A 24962-nucleotide genomic window follows, 5' to 3' on the forward strand; every position below is an offset into this window, starting at 1 on the left:
GCCCTGCGTCGATAAAGGGAATTCCCTTTTCGTTGAAAGCGCGATGAGTTTCGCCTGCGCCGTGGGGGGAGATTTCCTGTGAGATTCTCCACAAGACTTCCCGCCTTCCTCGCGGCGGTGCTGACCCTCCTCCTCGCCGCGATGTACTTCGTCGCGAATCCGACCGCGCAGGCAGCACCTGCGGTGAACCTCGTGCAGAACCCCTCCCTTGAGCTCGGGGCCGGAACGCCCACCTGCTTCACGCGGTCGGGGTGGGGCACCGCGGGTACGTGGACCTTTGAGGCAGGCAGGGAGGGCGGCCGATCCGCCGCTGTTGCCATCCAGGGTTACACTCAGGGCGACCGCAAGCTCCTTCAGACCGAGACCGACGCATGCGCGCCGGCCGTCCAGGCCGGAAAGACCTACGACATGCAGGTCTGGTACAAGTCAACGGCGAAGGTTTCGCTGACGATGTTCCGCCACACCGCGCAGGGGTGGAGCTACTGGGGTGACGTGAAGCAGCTTCCGGCAGTAGCCGGCTGGACCCTGGCAAAGGCACCGACGCCGGTTATTCCGGCCGGGACCGACAGGGTGATATTCGGCCTTTCCCTTGCGGCGAATGGAAAAGTCGTGACCGACGATTACTCGCTGACCGAGGTCGCGGTCGCCCCGCCGGTTGACGCCGCCGAATTGGTCGTCAATGGCAATCTGGCCCGTGGTGCGGCCTTTCCTGAATGCTTCCAAACTGCGGGATGGGGACAAAAAACCCTGGCCTCCCGTCTTACGACGGATGTGCCCGCCAATTCTCCTGCAGGTACCCGGTCTTTCGAATTCAATGTCAGCGCCTATGTGTCCGGCGACTCCAAGCTAATCCAGTCGGAAGCCGCAGGCTGCGCCCCGGCGGTGACCCCCGGCGTCCAATACGACCTTGCGGTGGACTATAAGACAACGGCCACCGGGCTGACGGGTTTCAGCGTCTTCACGCACAGCGCGACAGGGTGGAAGTACTGGACCGACCTTAAGGCACTGCCCGCGGCGGCGAACTGGACGACGGCAACGGCGCGCACACCGGCCATCCCGGCCGGCGTCGACAGGATTTCGTTCGGCCTTTCGATCACAGGCAACGGATCGCTCAAGACCACCAAGTATTCGATGAAGAAGTACGCTCCGGCTCCGCCGCCTCCGGCCGGTGCGGGCGAGCTCGTCGGCTCGTGGGAGGTTCTCGCGACCAAGCTGCCGATCCGGGCGATTCACACAACCCTGCTTCACGACGGCCGCCTGCTGCTGATCGCCGGCTCAGGCAATGACGAGAACGCCTTCAGGGCCGGTTCGTTCAGGGCCGTCGTCTGGACCCCTGCGACCAACACCTTCAAGGAAGTCCCTGTCCCGTACGACATGTTCTGCGCGGGGCACGTCACCCTCCCCGACGGCAAGGTACTGCTGGCAGGAGGGACCGAGGCATTCCCGACGGTCGACCAGGGACCCACAACCTTCAAGGGGGCCGATCGGAGCTACTACTTCGACACGGTCGACGACAAGTTCCACCCGCTCGCGGACATGGCCGGAGCGCACTGGTACCCGTCGCTGACCAAGCTGGGCAACGGTGACGTGTGGTCTGCCGGCGGGCTTGACGAGAAGGCCCAGGGCACTGTGCTCACCGAGATCTTCGACACGTCGGCCATGGCATGGCTGCCGCAGAACCAGGTGCCGCAGACCTGGAGCTACTGGGGCACGTACCCCCACATGTTCCTGCTCGATGACGGAAAGATGTTCTACACCGGCGCCCACACCTTCGGCAACGGGCTTCCCGGCACCGGGGCTTCGGTCTACGACTGGGCCACGGCCAAGATCTGGGACGTGCCGGGTCTGAGGCAGAAGGACATGCGCGACCAGGCCGGCTCTGTCTTCATTGGACCGGCCCAGGACCAGAAGCTGATGATCGTCGGCGGCGGCAACACCGACGGCAACGCCCCCGGGATCAACCTGGTCGACATCATCGACTTCAACAAGGCGGTGCCGCAGTACGTGCCGGGGCCTGATCTTCCCGGCCCGGGAAAGACCTACGTCAACCTGGTCAACCTGCCGGACCGCACGGTGCTCGCCGCCAACGGCGCCCAGTACAACCGCGCCGGTGACGTCCGCACGGCGGCCCTGTACAACCCCAAGGCGAACACCTGGCAGTCAATCGATCCGGATCCGATCTCACGCAACTACCACTCGACGTCGATCCTGATGCCCGACGGCAAGGTGGCGATCATGGGGTCCAATCCGGGCGACAACTCCTTCGAGTTCCGCATCTCCCTGTACAGCCCGCCGTACCTGTTCAAGGGCCCTCGTCCGACAATCACCGCAGCCCCCGCCAGGGCGACCTACGGGCAGAACATCCAGCTCGGCATTACCGGTGATGTGACGGCGGCCTCACTGATCGCGCCGATGTCGGCAACCCACCAGACGGACACCAATGCCCGTCTCGTGGACCTGCCGCTCGCCGGGACGGGGACGGCACGGACCGCACAGGTCCCCGCTAACCCGAACCTCCTCCCTCCGGGGCCGTACATGCTCTCAGTCCTCAATGCCAATGGAGTTCCCAGTATCGCTAGGTGGGTGTGGATTTCGTGAAAAACAACAAGTCGAACGAAACGATCAACAAGCGGTGGCTGCCTGTGCTTTCCGCCGCAGGCGCCGCAGCGTCGGTCGCCCTGGTGTGGGGCGGGCTGTCGGCCATCGAGGCGGTCAACACCCCCGATACCGGTGCAACCCTCAATGCGGCACGGGTCGGCGAGGAGCAGCCGGCGGTGAAGGAAGCCCCGGCCCCCGCCGGCCACGATCCGAAGGCGCCGGGGCACGCCCCGGCGGCGCCCGGGGGAACTCCGCCGGGGCAGGCAATGGCAGCGGAGAAGACACCTCCCACTGTGGGCGGCAAGTCCGAGGTGTCCCTGGCCAAGGCCGGAGAAGCCCAGGCGGGCCTTGCTGCGGGGCCGAAGTCCGGGGCCAAGGACCGCTCGGCCGGGCTCAAGCAGCGCGGCGCTGTCTCACCGGCCGACGTCCTGCGCGGCAAGGAGATATCGCTGGGCGGGTGTCTTCCCCAGTACGGGGCCGACGGCCAGTGCCTTCCCGCGATCCCGCCGAGCCTGGGCGCGCACGTGAAGCAGATGAAGGATGCCGGCGCGGATCCCGCCGCAATGCCGCATTCCTGGACGTGCGCCGAGGTCCGCGAATACTTCGCGGACGGGCTGCCCGTGCGGAAGGCCAAAGCGGACCCGCAGAAACTCGACGTGAACAAGGACGGCACAGCGTGCGGGCCCGGGGACTGAGTCCGGCCGCCCGCCCGGGCCTGAAGCCAACCCGCACCCACTTCACCGGAGCTCCGTCATGACCGCACTGTTCCTGGCCAGCGTGCTGGTCGTCCTCATCGCCCTGGTTCTGTTCGCCATCGCCTCGTCGACGCTCTACCTGAACACCTACGCCTGGTGGGATCCGAAGACCCAGGTCCGCACCTCGTATTCGGGGCTTCAGGAGACCGAGAGCTTCTCCTTCTCCCTGATCATGCCGTGCCGCAACGAGCGGGAAAACGTCATGCGGGCGACGGTGAATGCGCTGCTCAACCAGACCCACGCACAGAAGGAAATCATCATCTCCGTGGGGCACGATGATCCGAACACCGTGGCTTCGGCCTACAAGCTGGCGAACGAGTACCCCGACCACATCCGGGTCAGTGTCGACATGAGTCAGGTCAAGAACAAGCCGCGCCAGCTCAACAACGCGCTGGCAATGTGCCGCAACGAGATCGTCGGAGTGTTCGACGCCGAGTCGATCGCCGCGCGGGAACTGCTCTGCCACATCGACAGCGTTTTCGCGACCAAGAACGCCGACGTGGTGCAGGGCGCTGTCCAGCTGATCAACTACCGCGACACCTGGTACTCGCTGCGCAACTGCCTCGAATACTTCACCTGGTTCCGCTCACGGCTCCACGCCCATTCCAGCAAGGGCTTCATCCCGCTCGGGGGCAACACCGTCTTCATCCGGCGTGAACTGCTCAACGCGGTCGGGGGATGGGACGGCTCGTGCCTCGCCGAGGACTGCGACCTCGGTGTACGCCTTTCCACACTGGGCCGCAGGATCGTCGTCGCCTACTCACCCGAACTGGTGACCCGGGAGGAAACCCCCGATTCGCTGGCGAACCTCATCCGCCAGCGCACCCGGTGGTCCCTCGGGTTCATGCAGGTGTTCGCCAAGGGCGACTGGAAGGCGCTTCCCACCCGCCGGATGCGCGCCATTGCCTGGTGGACGCTCATGCAGCAGCACTTCATGGCGTTCGCCGGCGTATGCATCCCGATCGCGATCGCCGCGGCCGTGTGGGGCGGATTCCCCCTGATCGTGACGCTCCTTTCCTTCCTGCCGCTGGTGCCGACGTTCGCGACAATCGCCTTCGACATCTGCATGCTCCGCGAGTTCGGGCGCGACCACCGGTTCAAGCTCTCGCCCTACGACTACTTCCGGCTGGTCGTGGGAACTCCCTTCTACCAGATGCTCCTGGCGGTCTCGGCACTCCGGGCGCTGGTGAAATTCCTCCGCCGCGATTTCAAGTGGGAGAAGACCGACCACTCGGGGGCCCATCTCGCCTACATCGACTACGAGCCCGCCCCTATCCGTTCTTGACCATGAAGCCCCGTCTCGGCGGTGGCACCACCAGGAGGTAATTCAATGGCGATACTCGACTTGGAGCTGGGGCCAGCCGGGGATCGGATGCAGAGGGCCAAGCGCCCTCCGCAGCCGCCGCGCACAGCACAGCCCTTCACACTTACTTCGCTCTCCCGCTGGGACAAGGCAACAATGGCGGTCCTGCTGGCCGCCGCGTCGGTGCTCAGCCTGTGGAACCTCAACGGCTCACCGAGCTACCAGGACGACGAGGGGACCTATACGTCCCAGGCTTTCGCCGTCCACTCGGGATCCCTGGCGCCCTACACGTACTGGTACGACCACCCGCCGCTGGGCTGGATCCAGATTGCTGCGCTGAACTGGCTTCCAGCCCTGCTCGGGCTTGGTGACGGGACGGCGATCGGCGCCACGCGGTACGTGATCTCCCTCTTCTTCGTTGCCAGCGCGCTGCTGCTGTATATGCTGGCACGGCGGATGACCGTCCGCATACCCTTCGCCGCACTGAGCACCGTCATTTTCATCCTGTCGCCGCTCTCGCTTGTCCTCGGCCGGCAGGTCTACCTCGACAACATCGGCGTGCCGTGGCTGCTGCTGGCTTTCTACCTTGCGCTGTCGACCCGCGACGCGCTCTGGCATCACGTTGCAGCGGGGGCGTGCTTCGCCATCGCCGTGCTGTCCAAGGAGACGCTCGCCATCTTCGGCCCGGCCCTGCTGCTGGCCCTGATGTACCGTCCGCGGTGGAGCAACCGGGTCTTCTCCGTCGTCGGCTTCCTCGCCGTCGGCGGCCTGCTGCTCGCGTTCTATCCACTTGCCGCACTGCTCAGGAACGAGCTTGTCGCCGGGCCCGACCATGTCTCACTCCAGGAGGCGCTTGAATACCAGTTCTTCGAGCGCTCCGGCTCGGGAACGATCTTCGATGCTGGATCGAGCCGGTCCGAGCTGTGGACCGGCTGGCTGTACTACGACAAGTACATCATCGCGGCCGGGCTCATCGCATCGGCTGTCTGCCTGCTTCGCCGGCGGGCCCGGTGCATCCCCGTGGCCGTCGCCTGTTTCGCTGTTCCGATCGTGCTGGGCGAGGGCTACCTGCCGGCCATGTACATCATCGCCGTGATCCCCTTCCTTGCGCTCGCCCTCGGCTCGGGGGTGGACATCGTATGGTCCGGAGCCGAACGCATCGGCCGGCGTTTCCGGCTGCTCCAGCTGCCCCTGCGCACCGGCTTCGTCACACTGCTGACGGCGTCGCTCGTGCTGATGTCGGTGCCCCAGTGGTTCGAGCAGGACCGCGAGCTGCTGACCGCCGACAACAACGGCAACTGGCGCGAGACGATGCTCTGGGTCCAGGAGAACGTCTCCCGGGACGATGTCGTCCTCGCGCCCTACTCGATGTGGTACGACCTCAACTCGAGCGGATGGAACGACCCGTGGACGATGATCGCCACGGAAAAGCCGGACCTCGACGAACAGTTCGAAACCCACCACCCCAACGGATGGCGGGATGTCGACTGGGTCATCGTCGGGCCCATCGTGACCGCGAACGTGGAAAGCCTCGGGCTGACCCGCACCGGGGAGGTCGTCAAGAATTCAGTGCCCGTACAGACGTTCGGTGAGTGGAGCGTGCGCCGGGTCATCAAGCCAACTCAGGATCCAGGGCGCTAGGGGGCCGCTATGAAACTGTCAGTCATCGTTCCAACGTTCAATGAAGCACCGAACATCGAAGAGCTGGTGCGCGGCATCACCGCGGTCTGCCGCAGCCTCGACGCCGAGATCCTCTTCGTTGACGACTCCACCGACGACACACCGCAGGTCATTGAACGTGCAGCGCTCCAGACGCCAATGCCGGTGCGGCTGATCCATCGTGCGGCGGCCGTTGGAGGGCTCAGCGGCGCTGTGATTGAAGGCATGAAGGCCAGCGCCGCAACCTATGCCCTGGTGATGGACGGCGACCTGCAGCACCCGCCGGAAATGATCCCGGTACTGCTGGCACGGCTCGAGCAGCCGGGAACCGACGTCGTCGTCGCCTCCCGCTACTGCGGGCAGGGAGGAAGCTCGGCGGGCCTTGCCGGCGGGTACCGCCGGTTCGTGTCGGTCGGCGCCACGCTCCTGACCCGTACCCTGTTCCCCGTCCGCCTGCGCAGCTGCTCCGATCCGATGACCGGCTTCTTCGCGGTCCGCCGCGCCGCGGTCAACCTCAGCGTGCTGCAGCCGAGCGGTTTCAAGATCCTCCTTGAAATCCTTGCCCGGCAGCCGTTGGCCGTCGCCGAGGTGCCGTTCATCTTCGCGAAGCGCTTCGCCGGGGAATCAAAGGCGGGAATGAGCGAGGGATTTCGTTTCCTCCGGCAGGTCGGGGAGCTGCGCGTGGGCAGGGTGGGCCTGTTCGCGGCGGTCGGTGCCGCCGGCACGGTGCTCAACCTGCTGATCATGGCGACCCTGCTGGGCCTTGGCACCCATTACGTCTTCGCCGCGGTGGTGGCCGCGGAACTGACAATCGTCTCGAACTTCCTGCTCCAGGAGCGCCTGGTCTTCAGCGGGGTCCGCAGCAGCGCCTCGCGGGTGCGGACCCGATTCCTTCAATCCTTCAGCTTCAACAACCTCGAAGCGGCGCTGCGGCTGCCGCTGCTGATCCTCCTCGTCGAGGTGCTCGCCTTCCACAGCGTGCTCGCACAGGCGGGAACCATCGCGGCGGCGTTCACGCTGCGCTACCTGTACCACTCGAAGGTCGTCTACCTGCCACGTACCCTGCCCACCGGCGCGCTCCTGCCGTCGGCGGCGATCCTGCCGACCCTGTCCACTCCGGCGGTCCTGCCTCAGCTGCCCGATGCGGGGACCACAAGGCTCGAACCCGAAGCAGGCCAGGTGTGATGCCGGCACGGCGGAATTCCGGGCTCCGGTGCCCGGATTCCGGGGCGCCCGGACGCCCCGGCCTGTGGACAAGTGTTCTTGGTGTATGCCCGCCTGCCATGGGTGTATGCCCGCCGAATTACAGGAGTAGTGGCACCGGTAACTCGGGTAGGACCTACTCGTGAGCGGCCCATCCAGCCGCCGTAGGCTACAGAACAGAAGGAGCGGGCGGCCCGCAACGGCCCCCGGTTCTTCCCTGATTTCTATATTTCCAGCTCCGCCAGCAGGACCGACACCGGTGGATACCCACCGCGCCGGTTCAGTTTGCAATGCGGTGCTTGCCCGCCGGCGGTCCCGCCGCTCCGGGGAAGCGCCGGCGTTGCCCCAGAGCGGAGCCGGCGACGTCAGAGCCTTCCGAGACCAAGGCTCGTCCCCAGCCGTCGTCGGCTCCTTACATTGACCGCGCTCCCTGTGGTGTCCTGAACCAGGGCACCACAGGGAGCCCGGCACACCAGCACCGCAGGCCCACCAAGGCTTCCCGACAGACCGGGCAGCGGCCGGAAGCGGACTCCCCGGCGCCGTGAGAGAATTAGCCTACGGTTGCGTGTCGTAATGCCACTGCTTGTGGCCCCTGAATCCCGGTAAAGACGGTGATGCACGGTGTTAACCGACGCGCGTGTCCATGCCGCCGAGCTGACCGAGGAGTCCTGCGTTGAATTCAGTGTCCCTGCCCGCCTCCCTGCTCCGTCCCGCTGCGCCCCTGGACAATGCCGAGGTCCTGCGCATCCGCAACGACTTCCCGATCCTTGGCACCACAGTCAACGGCAAGCCGCTGGTGTACCTGGATTCGGGCGCCACCTCGCAGAACCCCATTTCGGTTCTTGAAGCCGAGCAGGAGTTCTACGAGCAGCGCAACGCGGCCGTCCACCGGGGAGCACACTCCCTGGCCGTCGACGCAACAGACGCCTATGAAGGGGCACGCGCGGTTGTCGCGGCCTTCATCAATGCCCGCCCCAACGAAGTGGTGTGGACCTCCAACGCCACAGAGGCCATCAATCTCGTCGCCTATGCCATGTCGAACGCCGCCGCAGGGCGTGGAGGCAAGGCAGCCGAGCGTTTCGCTGTCGGGCCGGGCGACCGGATCGTCGTGACCGAGATGGAGCACCACGCAAACCTCATTCCCTGGCAGGAGCTGGCGGCACGTACCGGGGCGGAACTGCGGTTCATCCCGGTTGATGACGACGGGGCCCTCCGCATGGAGGAGGCCGAGGCGCTGCTCACCCCAGCCACGAAGATCCTCGCGTTCACCCACGCCTCGAACGTCCTGGGAACCATCAACCCCGTGGCGGAACTCGTGCGGCTCGCCCGGAACGCCGGCGCGCTGACCCTCCTTGATGCGTGCCAGTCGGTGCCGCACCTCGAGGTTGACGTGGTGGCCCTCGACGTCGATTTCCTTGTCTTCTCCGGGCACAAGATGCTTGGGCCGACGGGCATTGGAGCCCTCTACGGGCGGGCCGAGCTCCTCAACGCGCTGCCCCCGTTCCTCACCGGCGGTTCAATGATCACGAGGGTCACAATGGAAACCGCCGAGTACCTTCCGGCGCCGAACCGTTTCGAGGCGGGAACCCAGCGCATCTCCCAGGCGATCGCGCTGGGAACGGCGGTGAACTACCTCGCCGAAACCGGAATGCAGCGCATCGAGGCGTGGGAAAGCGAACTTGGCGCGCGCCTGGTCGACGGCCTTTCACGGCTGGACGGGATCCGTGTCCTTGGTCCGCGGCCCGGGGCGGCCCGGATCGGCCTTGCCGCGTTCGATGTAGAGGGCGTCCACGCCCACGACGTCGGGCAGTTCCTCGACGACAAGGGCATCGCGGTGCGGGTTGGCCACCACTGCGCGCAGCCGCTGCACCGCCGGCTCGGGCTCACCGCGTCGACTCGGGCGAGCACCTACCTATACAACACCACCGACGAGGTTGACCTTTTCCTCGACGCCCTCGCCGGGGTCCGTCCTTTCTTTGGAGCACACTGATGAACACCGACCTTGAGCAGCTATACCAGCAGATCATCCTCGACCATGCGAAGGAGCGCCACGGTTCGGGGCTTGCCCCTCACCACGGGCCGGGCGAGATGGGGGAATCCCACCAGCTGAACCCCGTCTGCGGCGATGAGATCACCCTTCGGGCCGTGGTCGACGCCGGCGCGGTGACCTCTGTCAGCTGGGAGGGCGCCGGGTGCGCAATTTCGATGGCTTCTGCCTCGGTGCTCACCGACCTCACCCAGGGCCTGCCGCGCGATGAGGTGGTCTCGCTCGTTGACATCTTCCGGGAGGTGATGCGCTCGCGGGGAACCGTTGCCGCCGACGAAGAGGTGCTCGGCGACGCCGCGGCCCTCGCCGGCGTATCGCGCTACCCGGCGCGCGTGAAGTGCGCCATGCTGGCCTGGGTGGCACTCGAGGAGTCTCTGCTCGCGGCCAACAGCTGAAATCCGCGGCCCTTCAGTGCGGGGCCCGGGAAAGCCGCGCCCCGTCGTCACCGCCGTCGTGGTTTCCTGCACCAGGGGAGGCTCCCTGCGGGAGGCTGACGGTGAAGGTGCTCCCGCGGCCCGGGTCGCTCGCCACCGAGATCGTACCGCCGTGCTCGGAGACGATGCTCTTGGTGATCAACAGCCCAAGTCCCACTCCCTGGACGGTTGAGATGCGGACGGCGGGGGACCGAAAGAACCGGTCGAACACCCGGCTCAGTTCATCGGCTTCGATGCCGATGCCGGTGTCCTGAACCTCAATGACAAGGACGTCGTCCCGGAGGCCGGCGCTGACGGTGACGGTGCCGCCCGGGCGGTTGTACTTGATGGCGTTCGACAGCAGGTTATCCAGCGCCTGGCCCAGCCGCCGGGGATCGGCCACCGCCTCGAGTGTTTCCGGCGCCCGGCCGGCCAGATGCACTCCGGCGTTCGCTGCGCGCGGCTGCGCGGAGGCGACGCAGAGGGAGATGAGCTCCCCGACATCGGTCGGGGAGGGCGAGACGCTGAACGTGCCTGCGCTGATGGAGAGCAGGTCATCGACGAGGCCTTCGAGCTGCACGGCGTTCCGCCGCGCGATGCCGACGTAGCGCACCACCTCCGCGGGCAGTGCTTCCCGGCCCTCCAGGATCAGCTCGAGGAAGCCGAGGACGGCGGTCAGGGGAGTGCGGAACTCGTGGGATACGTTGGAGAGGAAGTCGTCCTTGGCCGCGAGGGCTTCGAGCAGCGATGTCACATCGGTGAAGGAGACAACCGTCCCGGCGAATCCGCCGTCGTCGTCGCGCATCGACCGCGCCGAGACCGAAAGGGCCCGCTGGTCCCTGCCGCTTCCGGCCCACAACTGCACTCCGGCGAAACTCTCACCACGGACCGCACGCCGTACGGGGCGCTCGTGCTCGGCCAGCGGGGTTTCGCGGTCCGCTCCGAAGAGCAGGAGCTGCGACTCGTTGGGGTCGTTGTGCGTGGGCGGCGTGGCGAGGACGTGGGCCGCCCGCTGGCGCGCATTCATGAGCACGTCGTGGCCGTCGCGGTCGACGGCGAGCACGCCCACATCAACGGTTTCGAGAATGGCGTCGAGGAGCCGTTCACGGTGCTCCTGCGCCTCGGCCGACTCCTGCAGGGCGGACTGGGACGCCCGCAGCATCTCCTCCTGGGCCCGGCGTTCGGTGGTGAGCACCGAGACGAACGCGGCGAGCCCGGCAAGGACGACCGGCAGGAGCAGCGGCTTCAGGTAGTCGCTGAACTCTCCACCACCGGCCACCAGGGGCGCCCACACAATGCCCAGAGCGCCCGCCAGCGCAAGGGCGACTGCGGTGCCGGTCCGCACCCTGGCGGCTGCGATCCATGCCACGGGAAACACCGCCAGCAGCCCCACCCCGGCCAGGAATTCCCCGGCCCCGGCCCGCAGCAGGCCCAGGGTGATGAAATCGGCAAGGGGTATGGCAAGGACGCTCCCGGCGGGCAGGGCATGCCAGGGCACGAGCAGGACCAGCAGCAGCAGGGCACAGTGAACGGCGATTCCACCGAGCAGGAGGTCGTTGAAGAACGTACCGTCGGGGGTCTGGATCCAGCCGAGGAGGACGACCAGGACGATGGAGCAGGTCAGCGCCAGCTGGCTGAGGGCGACCTTGCGCTTCCGGTCATCGGACCGGCCGGGGGCTCCGCCGGGATACCGGAGGTTCCGTTGAGGCGTCACCCGTGCCGCTAGCTCTCTCGGTCTTCGAACACATCGGGGATTCCGTCGTTGTCGGAGTCCGCCTTTTCCTCTTCCTCGATGCGGCGGTAGCGCCGATTGCGCGACCGCAGCACAACAGCCGCAAGCAGTGCCGACGCCAGCGACGCCGACAGGATGGCGACCTTGGCGTGGTCGTTGTGTTCGGTCCCTGCCCCGAAGCTGAGGTCGTTGACCAGCAGCGAGACGGTGAACCCGACCCCGGCCAACAGCCCGACACCGAGGACGTCCCACCAGCTCAGCCCCGGGTCGAGATCCGCCTTCGTCGTCTTGGTCACCGCCCAGGTGGTGAGCAGGATCCCCACGGGCTTACCGAGGACCAGGGCGAGCAGAATACCGATCGTCACCGGATCATCGAGTGCCGAAACAAAGCCCTCCACACCTCCAATTGCCACCCCCGCCGAGAAGAACGCGAACAGAGGGATTGCCACGCCCGTAGACAGGGGCCGGAACCGATGCTCGAAGATTTCGGCGAGGCCCGGCTTTTCGGGCGTTGGCAGCTTTGCCACGCCGCCCTTGCCCCTGCGCATCACCGGAACCAGGAAGCCGAGCAGGACCCCCGCCACTGTGGCATGGACCCCCGAGGCATGCATCAGCGCCCAGGCCACGACGCCGAGCGGCAGCAGGATGAACCAGGCGGCAGGTGTGCGCCGGCCGAAGTAGCGGGGGTTCTTCTGTGCGAGGAAGCCAAAAAGCCCAAGGGGCAGGAGCATCCACAGCAGGTACGACATATGGACGTCGGTTGAGTAGAAGAACGCGATGATCGCAATGGCAATCAGGTCATCGACGACGGCGAGCGTGAGCAGGAAGATCCGCAGCGCCCCGGGAAGGTGCGAACTGATCACTGCCAGCACGGCAAGGGCGAAGGCAATATCGGTGGCGGTGGGGATGGCCCAGCCACGCAGGGTGTCGGGGGAGGAGAGGTTCACCGCCGTGTACACGAGCGCCGGCACGAGGACTCCGCCGGCCGCGGCGGCCACCGGAACGATGGCTCGGCTGAAACGGCGCAGGTCCCCGGCAACGAACTCGCGCTTCAGCTCAAGCCCGGTCAGGAAGAAGAAGATTGCGAGCAGACCATCCGCCGCCCACTCACCGACACTGAGCTTCAAATGCCAGGGCTCGTAGCCGAATTCGAAGTCGCGCAGCGCGAAGTAGGAGGCGGAGGCCGGCGAGTTCGCCCAGACGAGGGCAGCAACCGTCACGACGAGGAGGATGATCCCCCCGACTGTCTCCTTGCGCAGGATCTCGTTGATCCGCAGGTACTCCGGATAGCTTGAGCGCTGGAGCACGCGGTTACCGGAATATTCACTGGACATGTGCGGCTCCTCCTGCGGTGAAGGTCGTGATGGTTTCGGACCGGGCCGTTCCCGGTCGGACGGGCTAGCCCGCCAACGCGCGTACGCCGATGATCGCCGTCGCAAGTCCGAGGATCATTGACGTCGAGATGAGCATGAAGTGAACCGTGAGGAAGCGCGTGGGTGCGCCTTTTTCATCCCTGGCCCGGGGATCCTTGAGGATCCGGCGGAGGAACGGAGGCCAGACGATGAGCGTCCAGACCCCGGAGAGGATCAGGACGAGGGCAAGTGGAGCGGGTAATGACACGATTGGGTCTTTCCGGTTAGTGGGTTTCGAGCCAGCGCTGGGCTTCGGCCGCCTGGACGTTCAGGGCCTTGCCGATCATCGGTTCGGCCGCTCCCGCGATCTTGCCGCCCAGGAAGGGGATCGATGAGCTCACCGAGCCGGTCAGGTCAACCCGGGTGCCCGCGCCGTCGGTGACGAGGCGCTGCACCGCAGTCACGCTCAGTGGCACTCCCGCCACGGCCATCTCGACCTGCGCCTCGCGGGAGCCGTCGGCGGCGGGCGCACTCCAGTGCTCGGTCTGGGTGACCTTCAGCGTTTCTCCGACAAACTTCCGGGCGATGTCGGGCAGCCGGGTCGTCGGCATCGTCCGCACGGCCGTCAGGGTGAAGGCTTCGGTGATGGGACCGCTGACAGTGAGCGACTCGAGGGTTCCGCCGACATGCTGGCTCATGTGCTTCAGGAAGCCCTCGTCGGTGAAGACGCGGGTCACCTCGGCTGTGTCGAAGGGCAGAGTGGTCGAGGCGTTCAGTGCCATAGTTCCTCCGGATAGGTGTTGGTTTGCTTGTGCAATCCTAAGGCCTCGACGAACGCGGCAGGCGCCGGTCTGCGTTGCGCCCGAGCGTCACGCACACCCCGCGGTTACTCGCCGAAACCCCGCCGCGGCCTCTTTCAGCACCGGCCCGGGCCCCGCGGGGTGCGAAAGCCCGGCGGTGGGCACGCGGTAAACTGGGAGGACCGTTCCCGGGATTCGCTGCGAATTCCGGCCTTTTGTGCTGTCCGTCAACCCGGCCGGCATCGACCATCTCCGTTCCGGCGCCACAGCCCGTCCCAGCGGCAGCGACGGAACGACAGCGCAACCCATCTAGGAGCCGACCCCATGAACCTCAACGGACTGCGTGTTGCGCTCGCCGAGGACGCCTCCTACTCCCGTGTACGCACCAACGCCTCCCGGAGGGGAACCAGCCGCAGCACCGACCTCCAGGTCGGCGCCCCTCCCGGCATGCGGGCGGCCCTGCTTGCCGAAATGGTCGACGGGCTGCGCGGGGACGAGGCAGAAAACCTCGCCCAGGCGGCACCGGTGGTGGTTGCTGTCACCGCCACCGGCCGCGAAGCCGAGGACCTCGCCGCGGCCCTGCGCAGCTACCTCCCGGATTCGGAAATCGAGGAGTTTCCCAGCTGGGAGACCCTGCCCCACGAACGTCTCTCCCCGCGCTCCGACACCGTTGGCCGGCGGCTCTCCGTCCTGCGGCGGCTAGCCCACCCCGAAGGCTCACCCGTACGGATCATCACGGCACCGATCCGCGCCGTCGTCCAGCCGCTTGTGGCGGGGCTTGGCGAACTGAAACCGGTGACGCTCAAGGTCGGCGACGAAATGCCCTTCGACGACGTGGTCCGCGCGCTCAGCGACGCAGCCTATGCCCGGGTCGACATGGTCACCCACCGCGGCGAGTTCGCCGTGCGCGGCGGGATCATCGACGTGTTCCCGCCGACCGAGGACCACCCGGTGCGCATCGACTTCTTCGGCGACGAAGTCGAGTCGATGCGCTGGTTCGCCGTCGCCGACCAGCGCTCGCTTTCCTCCGCGGAGCATCCATCGGTCCTCTACGCCCCTCCCTGCCGTGAACTGCTGATCACCCCCTCGGTCATGTCACGGGCGGCGAAGCTCGGACCTCAGCTGCCCGCCGCGGCCGGCATGCTCGAGAAGATCGCCGGTGGGATCGCCGTCGAAGGGATGGAGTCCCTCGCGCCGGTCCTCGTCGATTCGATGGTGCCGTTCGTCGGGGAACTTCCCGAGGGCTCGCTCGCCGTCGTCATCGAACCGGAGAAGGTGCGTGCCCGCGCCTTCGACCTCGCCGCGACGAACGAGGAGTTCCTCGCCGCGGCCTGGTCCACCGCATCCGACGGCGGCGCCGCGCCGCTCGACCTCGGCGGCGGCCTCGGCACTGAACTGCAGGCGGCGAGCTTCAGGTCCCTGACCGAGACCCGCACCACGGCCCTCGAGCACGGCGTTGCCTGGTGGGGGATCACCTCGCTTGGCGCCGACGACGACCTGCTTGCCGACGTCGACAGCTTCAGCCTCCACGCCCGCGAACCCCGCGGCTACCAGGGCGATGTTGCCGAGATGATGGAGTTCATCGGCGGGCGCATCCGCGACTCCTGGCGCGTTGTCGTTGCCACGGACGGTCCCGGGCCGGCCAAGCGCCTTGCCGAGCTGTTCGCCGACTCGAACATTCCCGCCCGCCGCGTCGACGCACTCGGCAGCACGCCGCAGCCGGGCATGATCGAGATCACCACAGCGCGCGCCGGGCGCGGATTCGTTGTCGACTCCCTGAAGCTGGGTCTGCTGACCGAGGCCGACCTGCTGGGGCGCACCAGCGCGCACGGCACCCGGGACATGCGCAAGATGCCCTCCCGCCGGCGCAACGCCGTGGATCCGCTGCAGCTCAAAGAGGGCGACTACGTTGTCCACGAACAGCACGGCGTGGCGCGGTTCGTCGAGCTGATGCAGCGCTCCACCGGGGCCGGGCCGACCCGGACCACCCGGGAGTACCTGGTGCTCGAGTACGCGCCGTCCAAGCGCGGCGCACCCGGTGACCGGCTGTTCGTGCCGACCGACCAGCTCGACCAGGTGACCCGCTACGTGGGCGGGGACGCACCGGCGCTGAGCAAGATGGGCGGATCCGACTGGAGCAAGACGAAGAACCAGGCCCGGAAGGCCGTCAAGGAAATTGCCGGGGAACTGATCCGGCTCTACTCGGCGCGTATGGCCTCGCGTGGCCACGCATTCGGCCCGGACACCACGTGGCAGCGCGACCTCGAGGAGGCTTTCCCCTACGTAGAGACCCCGGATCAGCTGACAACGATCAATGAGGTCAAGGCCGACATGGAGCGCGAAGTGCCGATGGACCGGCTGGTCTCCGGAGACGTCGGCTACGGCAAGACCGAAATCGCGGTGCGGGCGGCTTTCAAGGCCGTCCAGGACGGCAAGCAGGTGGCGGTGCTCGTGCCGACCACGCTGCTGGTGCAGCAGCACTTCGAGACGTTCTCGGAACGGTTCTCCGGCTTCCCCGTGCAGGTCCGCCCGATGTCCCGCTTCCAGACCGCCAAGGAATCGAAGGAGACCGCCGCAGGGCTTGCCTCCGGAGCCGTCGACGTCGTCATTGGCACGCACCGGCTGCTCTCCAAGGAAATCGCCTTCAAGGACCTCGGCCTGGTGATCGTTGACGAGGAGCAGCGCTTCGGCGTTGAGCACAAGGAGGCGCTGAAGAAGATGCGCACCAACGTCGACGTGCTTGCCATGAGCGCCACCCCGATCCCGCGGACCCTCGAGATGTCACTGACCGGCATCCGGGAGACCTCCACGCTGGCAACCCCGCCCGAGGAGCGCCACCCCGTCCTCACCTATGTGGGCCCCTACACCGACAAGCAGGCGTCCGCCGCCATCCGGCGGGAGCTGATGCGCGAGGGCCAGGTGTTCTTCGTCCACAACCGGGTCTCCTCCATCGACCGCACCGCGGCGCAGCTGCGCGAACTGGTGCCGGAGGCCCGGGTTGCGGTTGCGCACGGGCAGATGAGCGAGTCGCGCCTGGAACAGATCATCGTCGACTTCTGGGAGAAGCGTTTCGACGTGCTCGTCTGCACGACGATCATTGAGACCGGACTCGACATCTCCAATGCCAACACCCTGATCGTCGACCGGGCCGACAACTACGGGCTCTCCCAGCTGCACCAGCTGCGCGGGCGCGTGGGACGCGGGCGCGAACGCGCCTACGCGTACTTCCTCTACCCGACGGAGAAGCCGCTGGGCGAGGTGGCACTCGAGCGGCTCAAAGCCGTGGCTTCCCACAACGAACTCGGCGCCGGAATGCAGCTGGCGTTGAAGGACCTCGAGATCCGCGGCGCCGGCAACCTGCTTGGCGGAGAGCAGTCGGGCCATATCCAGGGCGTCGGTTTCGACCTCTACATCCGGCTCGTGGGCGAGGCCGTTGCGAACTTCCGTGGGGAAGCTGAGGAGAAGGCCGCGGAGATGAAGATCGAATTGCCGGTCAACGCCCACCTGCCGCACGACTACGTGCCGGGGGAGCGGCTGCGGCTCGAGGCGTACCGCAAGCTCGCGGCGGCCTCCACGAACGAGGCGATCGACGAGGTGGTTGCCGAGCTCGTCGACCGCTACGGGGAGCTTCCGCCTCCCGTGGCCAACCTGATCGCTGTTGCGCGTTTCCGCGTGGCGGCCCGAGCGGCAGGACTCACCGACGTCGCCCTCCAGGGCAACTTCATCAAGTTCGCTCCGGCCGACCTTCCGGAGTCGAAACAGATGCGGCTGGCGCGGATGTATCCGGGATCCTCGGTCAAGCCGGCCCTCAACGCGGTGCTCGTGCCCAAGCCCAAGACGGCGCGGATCGGCGGCCGGGACCTCGTGGACGCCGAGATCCTCGAATGGGTGAAGAACGTCGTTGATGCGGTGTTCACCGGCTAACGGCGGGCACCGGCGTCAGCCGGCCCGGCGCGCCCCAGCAGCACTGAGCAACAGTGCGGCTTGAAACAGTGCCGGTTCGGAACCGTGCCAACAGGAACGGTTCCGACAGAAGAGGCCGCCCCCTTGCGGGGGCGGCCTCTTTCGGAATCCGGGAGTGCATACTGCCCTCCGGCCGGGTCAGGAGTCGACGGCGGCGGAGGTCGGCTTCGACCGGCGGCGGTTGCCCGCGGCGAGGTCGGAGCCGGTGTCCGAGCGGCCCAGGATGCCCTGCGGCACGAAGAACGCGACGAAGGCAAGGATGAGGCAGACGGCGAAGGGCCAGACGTTTGTCTGGTCGAAGAAGGTGATGACCCAGAGTGCCGCCGCGAACAGGACGAACATGATGGCGAACACCACGATGTTCTCGACGAGGCGTCCCTCGCCGGCGTGCGAGGGCTGCCGGTCCTCGGCTACGGGCTGCTGGCGCTCGGGCCGCGCTGCGTCGGCCTCAATGGGGTGTGACATGGTGAAACTCCTTCGACTAAGAAACGTTCGTGCTGCCCGTCAGTAACCCGCGGAGCCCTGTTCACCCTTAAGGATAGCGACTCCCGAGCTGGCACCGATCCGCGATGCCCCGGCGGCGATCATCGCCTTCGCGTCGGCCAGGGTGCGCACCCCGCCCGAGGCCTTGACGCCCACGTCCGGTCCAACGGTTCTGCGCATCAGCGCAACGTCCTCGACCGTGGCTCCGCCGCCGTTGAACCCGGTGGAGGTCTTCACGAAGTCGGCCCCTGCCTCGACGGAGGCCTTGCTGGCAAGGACTTTCTGCTCGTCGTTGAGCTGCGAGGTTTCGATGATGACCTTGAGGATCGCTCCACCGGAGTGCACCGCCTCGGCCACCGCACGGATGTCGTTCACCAGGGCCTCGTACTCGCCGGCCCGGGCCGCGGCGATGTTGATGACCATGTCGATCTCGTCGGCGCCGTCGGCCACGGCACCGTTGGCTTCGAAGACCTTGACCTCGGTGGGTGTCGCGCCGAAGGGGAAGCCGATCACGGAGCAGGTCAGCACGCCGCTGTCCTTGACGGCGGTGCGGACGGTGCTGACCCAGATCGGGTTGACGCACACCGACTTGAACCCGTACTGCACGGCCTCTTCGCACATGCTGAGGATCTGCTCGCGGCTTGCCTCGGGCTTCAGGAGGGTGTGGTCGATGTAGGAGGCGAGGGAAATGTCATTAGGCATGGTTCCATCTTTTCACGCCTCCGGTTCCTCCCGGCAACGCCCGCGCCGGGAGGGGTCCCTGAACCTCCGGCAGCCGTCCCGGGCAGGGCCGGGACGGCTGCCGGGCAAGCGGGTCGGCCTAGGCGCCCAGTGCCGCCCGGACGTCGGCACCGACCGCGGCGAGGCGTGCCGCGGCGTCGGCCTTGGCCCCGCCGAGTGCGGCGGCCGACGCGGCCGGCTCAACCACTTCGAGGTAGCACTTGAGCTTGGGTTCGGTGCCGCTGGGGCGGATGATCACGCGGGTCGAGTCCTCGGTGAGGTAAAGGAGCCCGTCGGTCGGGGGGAGCCCGGCCGATCCCTGCGCGAGATCCTGGGCGTGGGCAACGGGGGAACCGGCGAAGGCCGCCGGGGGGTTCGCGCGAAGCCGCGCCATCATCTCACCGAGCAGCGCCAGGTTGTCGACCCTGAGCGACACCTGGTCGGCCGCGTGCACGCCGTGCTCGAGGTAGGCCCGGTCGAGCAGGTCGAAGAGGGTGAGCCCTGCGGTGCGGGTGGCGGCGGCGAGTTCGGCCAGGAGCAACCCGGCGGAGATTCCGTCCTTGTCCCGCACCGACTGCGGTGCGACGCAGTAGCCCAGCGCCTCCTCGTAGCCGTAGGCGAGTCCGGGGACGCGGGCGATCCACTTGAAGCCGGTGAGGGTCTGCGCGTGGAGGATGCCGGCGGCCGCGGCCACCTTGCTCAGCAGGCGGGAGGAGACGATCGAGTTGGCGAACACCGGCGCGGAATCGGCGGCGGCGTACCGTGAGGCAAGGTAGATGCCCAGCAGGGTGCCCACCTCGTCCCCGCGCAGCATGCGCCAGGAACCCGTGGCGGGGTCGACGGCGGCAAGCGCCACGCGGTCGGCGTCGGGGTCGTTGGCGATGACGAGGTCGGCGCCGGAGGCGGCGGCGGCCGCGAGGGCGAGATCCAGGGCGCCGGGCTCTTCCGGGTTGGGGAAGGCGACGGTCGGGAAGTCGGGATCGGGATCGGCCTGTTCCTTGACCACCGTGACGTTGGTGAAGCCGGCCGCCGCAAGGACGGCCTGCGCGGTGCGGCCGCCGACGCCGTGCAGCGGGGTGAGCACGATCGAGAGGTCGCGGCCGCCCACCTCCGGGTCGGAAAGACCGGTGATCGTGGCGATGTAGTCGTCCTCGATCGACGCGGGGAGCACGCTCCAGCCGCCGTCCGCGAGCGGAACCCCGTCGAGTGCTCCGACCGCCGCGATATGCGCGGCGATGCCGGCGTCGTGGGGTGCGACGATCTGGACGCCGCGTGCGTCCTCGTCAACGGCTCGTCCGCCAAGGTAGACCTTGTAGCCGTTGTCCTGGGGCGGGTTGTGGCTGGCGGTGACCATGATGCCCACCTCGCACGCCAGGGCCCGCACCGCGTAGGCGAGCACCGGGGTCGGCAGCTCGGAGGGCAGAAGGAAGGTTTCGATTCCCGCGGCGGTGAAAATCGCGGCGGTCTCCTCGGCGAAGATCCTCGAGTTGTGCCGTGCGTCGAAGCCGACGACCGCACGGGGCACGTAGCCGCCGCCTCCGCCATTGCCCGCCGCGAGTTCAAGGGCGTACGCGGCGACCCCCGCGGCGGCGCGGCGCACAACGACCCGGTTCATGCGGTTCGGCCCGGCCCCGAGCGCGGCGCGCAGGCCCGCGGTGCCGAACAGGAGGGGTCCCGAGAAGCGGTCCTGCAGCTCGGCCAGCGCCGCGTCCGCCGCAGGAGCACCCGACTGTGCCGTTTCGAGGAGTTCCCTCAGCTCGGCGGCGGTCTGCTGGTCCGGGTCGGCGGCTGCCCAGGCTCCGGCGGTGGTCAGGAGGTGCTGCTGATCGGGGTTCATTGCCAAACCTGCTTCGGTGCGGTGGAGAGGGGGGACATCGGTTCCGGGCTTCGCCTAGAGCTTGGCCACGATGCCGGCGAGGAGGCGGGAAATACGGGGACCGGCGGCCTGCCCGGCCTCAAGGACTTCGGCGTGGCTCAGCGGCACCGGGCTGATTCCGGCAGCGAGGTTGGTCACGAGCGAAATGCCGAACACCTCAAGGCCCACGTGCCGGGCGGCGATCGCCTCAAGCGCCGTGGACATGCCCACGAGGTCGACACCGATCCGCTTGGCGTACTGGACCTCGGCCGGGGTTTCGTAGTGCGGGCCGGTGAACTGGGCGTAGACGCCCTCTTCGAGGGACGGGTCGACCTCGAGGGCGAGGCCGCGCAGCCGCCGCGAGTAGAGGTCGGTGAGATCGACGAACGTCGCCCCCTCGAGGGGCGAGGTGGCGGTCAGGTTGATGTGGTCGCTGATCATCACCGGTGTGCCCGGCTTCCACGCCTCGTTGAGCCCGCCGCACCCGTTGGTCAGGATCAGCGTCTTCACCCCCGCGGCAGCGGCAGTGCGCACGCCGTGGACGACGGCGCGCACGCCCTTGCCTTCGTAGTAGTGGGTGCGGGCGCCAAGGATCAGCACGCGCTTCCCGGACGGGGTCAGCACAGAACGGATCGTGCCGACATGCCCGACGACGGCAGGGGCGGAAAAGCCCGGGATGTCGGAGGCGCTCAGGGTATGGGTGGTCTCGCCGATGAGTTCGGCTGCCTCGCCCCAGCCCGATCCGAGGACGAGCGCAATGTCGTGCTGCTCGACGCCGGTGGCCTGTGCAATGTATTCGGCGGCGCTGTGCGCCAGGTCAAAAGGATCATTCGTCACCGGTACAACCTACCCCCTTGCGGTTGGGCCGTTCCACCGCCCGCCCCGGGCGCGCACCTGCGGCCGCCGCACCCGGAAGCGACGGCCGCACGCGGTATTGCTGCCGCGGCTGTCGCATTCGGATGCGGGGGCGCGTCATTGGGGAAAAATTGCGCCGGCGAACGTTTGGGTCGGCGCGCTGCATAAGGGAGAATAACGACTTGTGACCACACAACAGGAAACCAGTTCACGGCGCCTCGCGATCCTCGGCGGAGGGCCTGGCGGTTACGAGGCGGCGATGGTCGCCTCCTCGCTCGGCGCGGACGTCACCATCGTGGAGCGGGCAGGCCTTGGCGGATCGGCAGTGCTCACCGACGTGGTGCCCTCGAAGACCCTCATCGCCACGGCCGACACAATGACCCGGCTCACCGACGCCCACAGCCTCGGGGTCGAGTTCGGCGAGACCGCCGTCGTGAGCGCGGACCTCCACAAGGTCAACCAGCGGCTCCTGAAGCTCGCCCTCGAGCAGTCCTCCGACATCCGCCGCACCCTGGAGCGTGCCGGAGTGCGCGTGATCATCGGGACCGGAAAGCTCCTTGACAACCACCGCCTCGAGGTGGAGGTCGACGGGGAGACCTCGATCATCGAAGCCGACGCCGTCCTCATCTCGGTCGGAGCCCATCCGCGTGAACTGCCCTCCGCCCAGCCCGACGGCGAACGCATCTTCAACTGGACCCAGGTCTACAAGCTGGAGAAGATCCCCGAGCACCTGATCGTGGTCGGCTCGGGCGTCACCGGCGCCGAGTTCGCCTCCGCCTACAACGGCCTCGGAGCGAAGGTCACCCTCGTCTCGAGCCGGGACCAGGTCCTCCCCGGCGAGGACGCCGACGCCGCGGCAGTCCTTGAGGGCGTGTTCCGCGAGCGCGGCATGACGGTGCTCTCCAAGACCCGCGCCGACCGCGTCAAGCGCACCGCCGACGGCGTCGAGGTGCTCCTCTCCGACGGCCAGGTCATCGAGGGAAGCCACTGCCTCATGGCCGTTGGCGCCGTCCCCAACACGGCAGGCATCGGGCTCGAGGAAGCCGGAGTCGCCGTGACGGACTCGGGCCACATCGTGGTTGACAGCGTCTCGAGGACCACGGCCCCGAACGTCTACGCTGCCGGCGACTGCACCGGTGTCCTTGCGCTCGCCTCGGTTGCGGCGATGCAGGGGCGCATCGCGATCGCCCACCTGATGGGCGACAGCGTCACACCCCTGAAGCTCAAGCAGGTCGCCTCGAACATTTTCACCTCCCCGGAGATCGCAACTGTCGGAGTCTCCGAGGCGGACATCGAGTCGGGCCGGTACCAGGGCGACGTCATCAAGCTCTCGCTCTCGACGAACGCGCGGGCAAAGATGATGAACGTCAAGGACGGCTTCATCAAGGTCATCGCCCGTGCCGGGTCGGGCACGGTGATCGGCGGGGTTGTCGTCGGACCGCGGGCCTCGGAGCTGATCTTCCCGCTCGCGATCGCCGTAACCAAGAAGCTCCACGTCGACGACGTCGCCAACACCTTCACCGTCTACCCGTCCCTCACCGGTTCGATCTCCGAGGCGGCGCGCCGGCTCCACGTCCACCTGTAGCAGCGTGCGTCCACAGAGTGGACAGACTTATCCACTCTGTGGACAACAGTGGTTCCATAATCGGGTTCATGGAATTGCTCCGTCCCGTACCGGCTTTCCGGCACGGCCTCGGAACGGGGCGCCCCGCACCAGGAAGCCGCCCTCATGTCCTCATCATCGCCCGCCGTTCAAGGCGAGGCCGCCGCGCCGCTCAACTCCCGCGGCCGCGTTATCTTCGCCAGCCTCATCGGCACCACAATTGAGTTCTACGACTTCTACATCTACGCCACGGCGTCGGTGCTTGTGTTCCCCGCGCTGTTCTTCCCCAACGCCACCCCGGCAAACCAGCTCCTGAGCTCGTTCGCCGTCTTCGGCGTCGCCTTCGTGGCGAGGCCCCTTGGCTCAATCATCTTCGGCCACTACGGCGACAAGATCGGGCGCAAGGCAACACTCGTTGCCTCCCTGCTCACCATGGGCATCGCCACCTTCCTAATCGGGCTGCTTCCCACCGCGGAGAACGCGGGCTGGATCATCCTGGCCCCGCTGCTGCTCGTTGTGCTGCGCTTCTTCCAGGGGCTGGCACTCGGCGGCGAATGGAGCGGTGCCGCCCTGCTGGCCACCGAAAACGCACCCAAGGGCAAGCGCGCCGTGTTCGGGACTTTCCCGCAGCTCGGAGCCCCCATCGGCTTCATCATCGCGAACCTGCTCTTCGTCCTCCTGAACTCCACCCTGACCGACGAGCAGTTCCTGAGCTGGGGCTGGCGCGTGCCGTTCCTGCTCAGTGCTGTGATGGTCATAATCGGCCTCTACGTGCGGCTCAAGCTCATCGAGAGCCTCTCGTTCCAGAAGGTGCAGGAGCGCGGCCTGGTCGTGAAGCTTCCCCTCGGCGAAGTCTTCCGGCGCCACTGGCGGCCCCTGCTCCTTGGCACGTTCATCATGTTCGCCACGTACGTGCTGTTCTACCTCATGACCTCGTTCACCCTGACCTACGGCACCAGCCCCGCGACGGTTGAGCAGGCCCGGGCGGGAGCCGAGGCTGCGGGCAAGACCTTCACCGACGCCCAGGCCGCCGGCTTCGTGCCGGGGCTCGGAATCGCCCGCGGCGACTTCCTGTGGATGCTCATCCTCGGTGTCGTGTTCTTCGGGATCTTCACGCTGGTCTCCGGGCCGCTGGCGGAGCGGTTCGGCCGCCGCAAGATGCTCCTGGTGGTCACCGCCGGCATCGCCGTCTTCGGGTTCACCTGGGTTCCGTTCTTCGGCGCGGGCGCCACCGGTGCGATAGCGCTGCTGATCATCGGGTTCATCCTCATGGGGCTGACCTTCGGACCGATGGCGGCCGTCCTGCCGGAGCTGTTCCCGGCGAACGTCCGCTACACCGGCTCAGCCGTGGCCTACAACCTCTCCAGCGTGATCGGAGCTGCGCCGGCCTCCTTCGTTGCCATTGCGCTGTGGAAGGTCGCGGACGGAAGCACCTTCCTTGTGGGGCTCTACCTGAGCCTCGCAGCGGTACTCACCTTTATTGCCCTGTGGATCTCCCGCGAGACCCGGGACCGCGACTACGAGAACAATATCGCCTGAGGACGGGCCGGGATCCCGGCATCCTTTCCCAAGCGGCGGGGGGGGGGGGGGGGGGGGGGGGGGGGGGGGGAGGAGGGGAGGG

General features: G+C 67.3%; 18 protein-coding genes. 10 read left to right on the forward strand and 8 right to left on the reverse strand.

Annotated features, from left to right (window positions below):
• Positions 1-78: 78 nt before the first annotated feature.
• From AC4D14_RS11425 to sufU, 7 genes are all read left to right on the forward strand, one after another.
• Positions 79-2598, forward strand: a complete 2520-nt coding sequence (locus AC4D14_RS11425; protein WP_490902342.1) for a galactose oxidase early set domain-containing protein — start codon at positions 79-81, stop codon at positions 2596-2598.
• Positions 2586-3293, forward strand: coding sequence for a hypothetical protein (locus tag AC4D14_RS11430; RefSeq protein WP_490902344.1), 708 nt, complete (start codon positions 2586-2588; stop codon positions 3291-3293). The genes AC4D14_RS11425 and AC4D14_RS11430 overlap by 13 nt, the downstream gene beginning before the upstream one ends.
• 58 nt (positions 3294-3351) lie before the next feature.
• The gene (locus tag AC4D14_RS11435) at positions 3352-4638 is read left to right on the forward strand and encodes a glycosyltransferase (RefSeq protein WP_490902346.1); all 1287 of its coding nucleotides are present in this window, start codon (positions 3352-3354) and stop codon (positions 4636-4638) included.
• Positions 4639-4683: 45 nt separating this feature from the next.
• The gene (locus tag AC4D14_RS11440) at positions 4684-6297 is read left to right on the forward strand and encodes an ArnT family glycosyltransferase (protein WP_490902348.1); all 1614 of its coding nucleotides are present in this window, start codon (positions 4684-4686) and stop codon (positions 6295-6297) included.
• Positions 6298-6306: 9 nt separating this feature from the next.
• Positions 6307-7500, forward strand: coding sequence for a glycosyltransferase (locus AC4D14_RS11445; RefSeq protein ID WP_490902350.1), 1194 nt, complete (start codon positions 6307-6309; stop codon positions 7498-7500).
• Positions 7501-8191: 691 nt separating this feature from the next.
• Complete coding sequence (locus tag AC4D14_RS11450; RefSeq protein ID WP_490902352.1) at positions 8192-9508, forward strand: aminotransferase class V-fold PLP-dependent enzyme; 1317 nt, start codon at positions 8192-8194, stop codon at positions 9506-9508.
• Entirely contained in the window at positions 9508-9960 is a 453-nt protein-coding gene (sufU, locus tag AC4D14_RS11455; RefSeq protein WP_490902354.1) for a Fe-S cluster assembly sulfur transfer protein SufU, read from the forward strand. Before AC4D14_RS11450 ends, sufU begins: the two co-directional genes overlap by 1 nt.
• 13 nt (positions 9961-9973) lie before the next feature.
• Here the strand turns inward: sufU and AC4D14_RS11460 are convergent, their stop codons facing one another.
• From AC4D14_RS11460 to AC4D14_RS11475, 4 genes are all read right to left on the reverse strand, one after another.
• Positions 9974-11692: a sensor histidine kinase gene (locus AC4D14_RS11460; protein WP_490902356.1), complete on the reverse strand. Its 1719-nt coding sequence runs from the start codon at positions 11690-11692 to the stop codon at positions 9974-9976.
• Positions 11693-11700: 8 nt separating this feature from the next.
• The gene (gene nhaA / locus AC4D14_RS11465; protein WP_490902358.1) at positions 11701-13044 is read right to left on the reverse strand and encodes a Na+/H+ antiporter NhaA; all 1344 of its coding nucleotides are present in this window, start codon (positions 13042-13044) and stop codon (positions 11701-11703) included.
• A 64-nt stretch (positions 13045-13108) separates the two neighbouring features.
• A complete protein-coding gene (locus AC4D14_RS11470; RefSeq protein WP_459285029.1) occupies positions 13109-13330 on the reverse strand; it encodes an SCO4848 family membrane protein in 222 nt (73 codons plus the stop codon).
• 16 nt (positions 13331-13346) lie between these two features.
• Positions 13347-13844 carry a DUF2505 domain-containing protein gene (locus AC4D14_RS11475; RefSeq protein WP_490902360.1) on the reverse strand — a complete coding sequence of 166 codons (498 nt, stop codon included), beginning with the start codon at positions 13842-13844 and terminating at the stop codon, positions 13347-13349.
• A gap of 342 nt (positions 13845-14186) precedes the next feature.
• On the opposite strand from AC4D14_RS11475, the gene mfd reads away from it, so the two are divergent.
• Positions 14187-17786, forward strand: coding sequence for a transcription-repair coupling factor (gene mfd / locus AC4D14_RS11480; RefSeq protein WP_490902362.1), 3600 nt, complete (start codon positions 14187-14189; stop codon positions 17784-17786).
• A gap of 177 nt (positions 17787-17963) precedes the next feature.
• On the opposite strand, the gene AC4D14_RS11485 is transcribed toward mfd, so the two are convergent.
• The 4 genes from AC4D14_RS11485 to AC4D14_RS11500 all read right to left on the reverse strand — a co-directional run bounded on the left by AC4D14_RS11485 (position 17964) and on the right by AC4D14_RS11500 (position 21720).
• Complete coding sequence (locus tag AC4D14_RS11485) at positions 17964-18290, reverse strand: hypothetical protein (RefSeq protein ID WP_490902364.1); 327 nt, start codon at positions 18288-18290, stop codon at positions 17964-17966.
• A 39-nt stretch (positions 18291-18329) separates the two neighbouring features.
• On the reverse strand, positions 18330-19010 hold the full coding sequence (gene deoC, locus AC4D14_RS11490) for a deoxyribose-phosphate aldolase (RefSeq protein ID WP_490902365.1): 681 nt from the start codon (positions 19008-19010) through the stop codon (positions 18330-18332).
• 118 nt (positions 19011-19128) lie between these two features.
• Entirely contained in the window at positions 19129-20865 is a 1737-nt protein-coding gene (locus tag AC4D14_RS11495) for a phospho-sugar mutase (RefSeq protein WP_490902366.1), read from the reverse strand.
• A gap of 54 nt (positions 20866-20919) precedes the next feature.
• A complete protein-coding gene (locus AC4D14_RS11500; protein ID WP_490902368.1) occupies positions 20920-21720 on the reverse strand; it encodes a purine-nucleoside phosphorylase in 801 nt (266 codons plus the stop codon).
• Positions 21721-21922: 202 nt separating this feature from the next.
• Here AC4D14_RS11500 and AC4D14_RS11505 point away from each other — a divergent pair, with 202 nt between their 5' ends.
• Positions 21923-23323, forward strand: a complete 1401-nt coding sequence (locus AC4D14_RS11505; protein ID WP_490902369.1) for an NAD(P)H-quinone dehydrogenase — start codon at positions 21923-21925, stop codon at positions 23321-23323.
• Between the two features lie 144 nt (positions 23324-23467).
• The gene (locus AC4D14_RS11510; RefSeq protein ID WP_490902371.1) at positions 23468-24880 is read left to right on the forward strand and encodes an MFS transporter; all 1413 of its coding nucleotides are present in this window, start codon (positions 23468-23470) and stop codon (positions 24878-24880) included.
• Positions 24881-24962: the final 82 nt, after the last annotated feature.

This window comes from Arthrobacter sp. TJ-254, assembly GCF_058269175.1.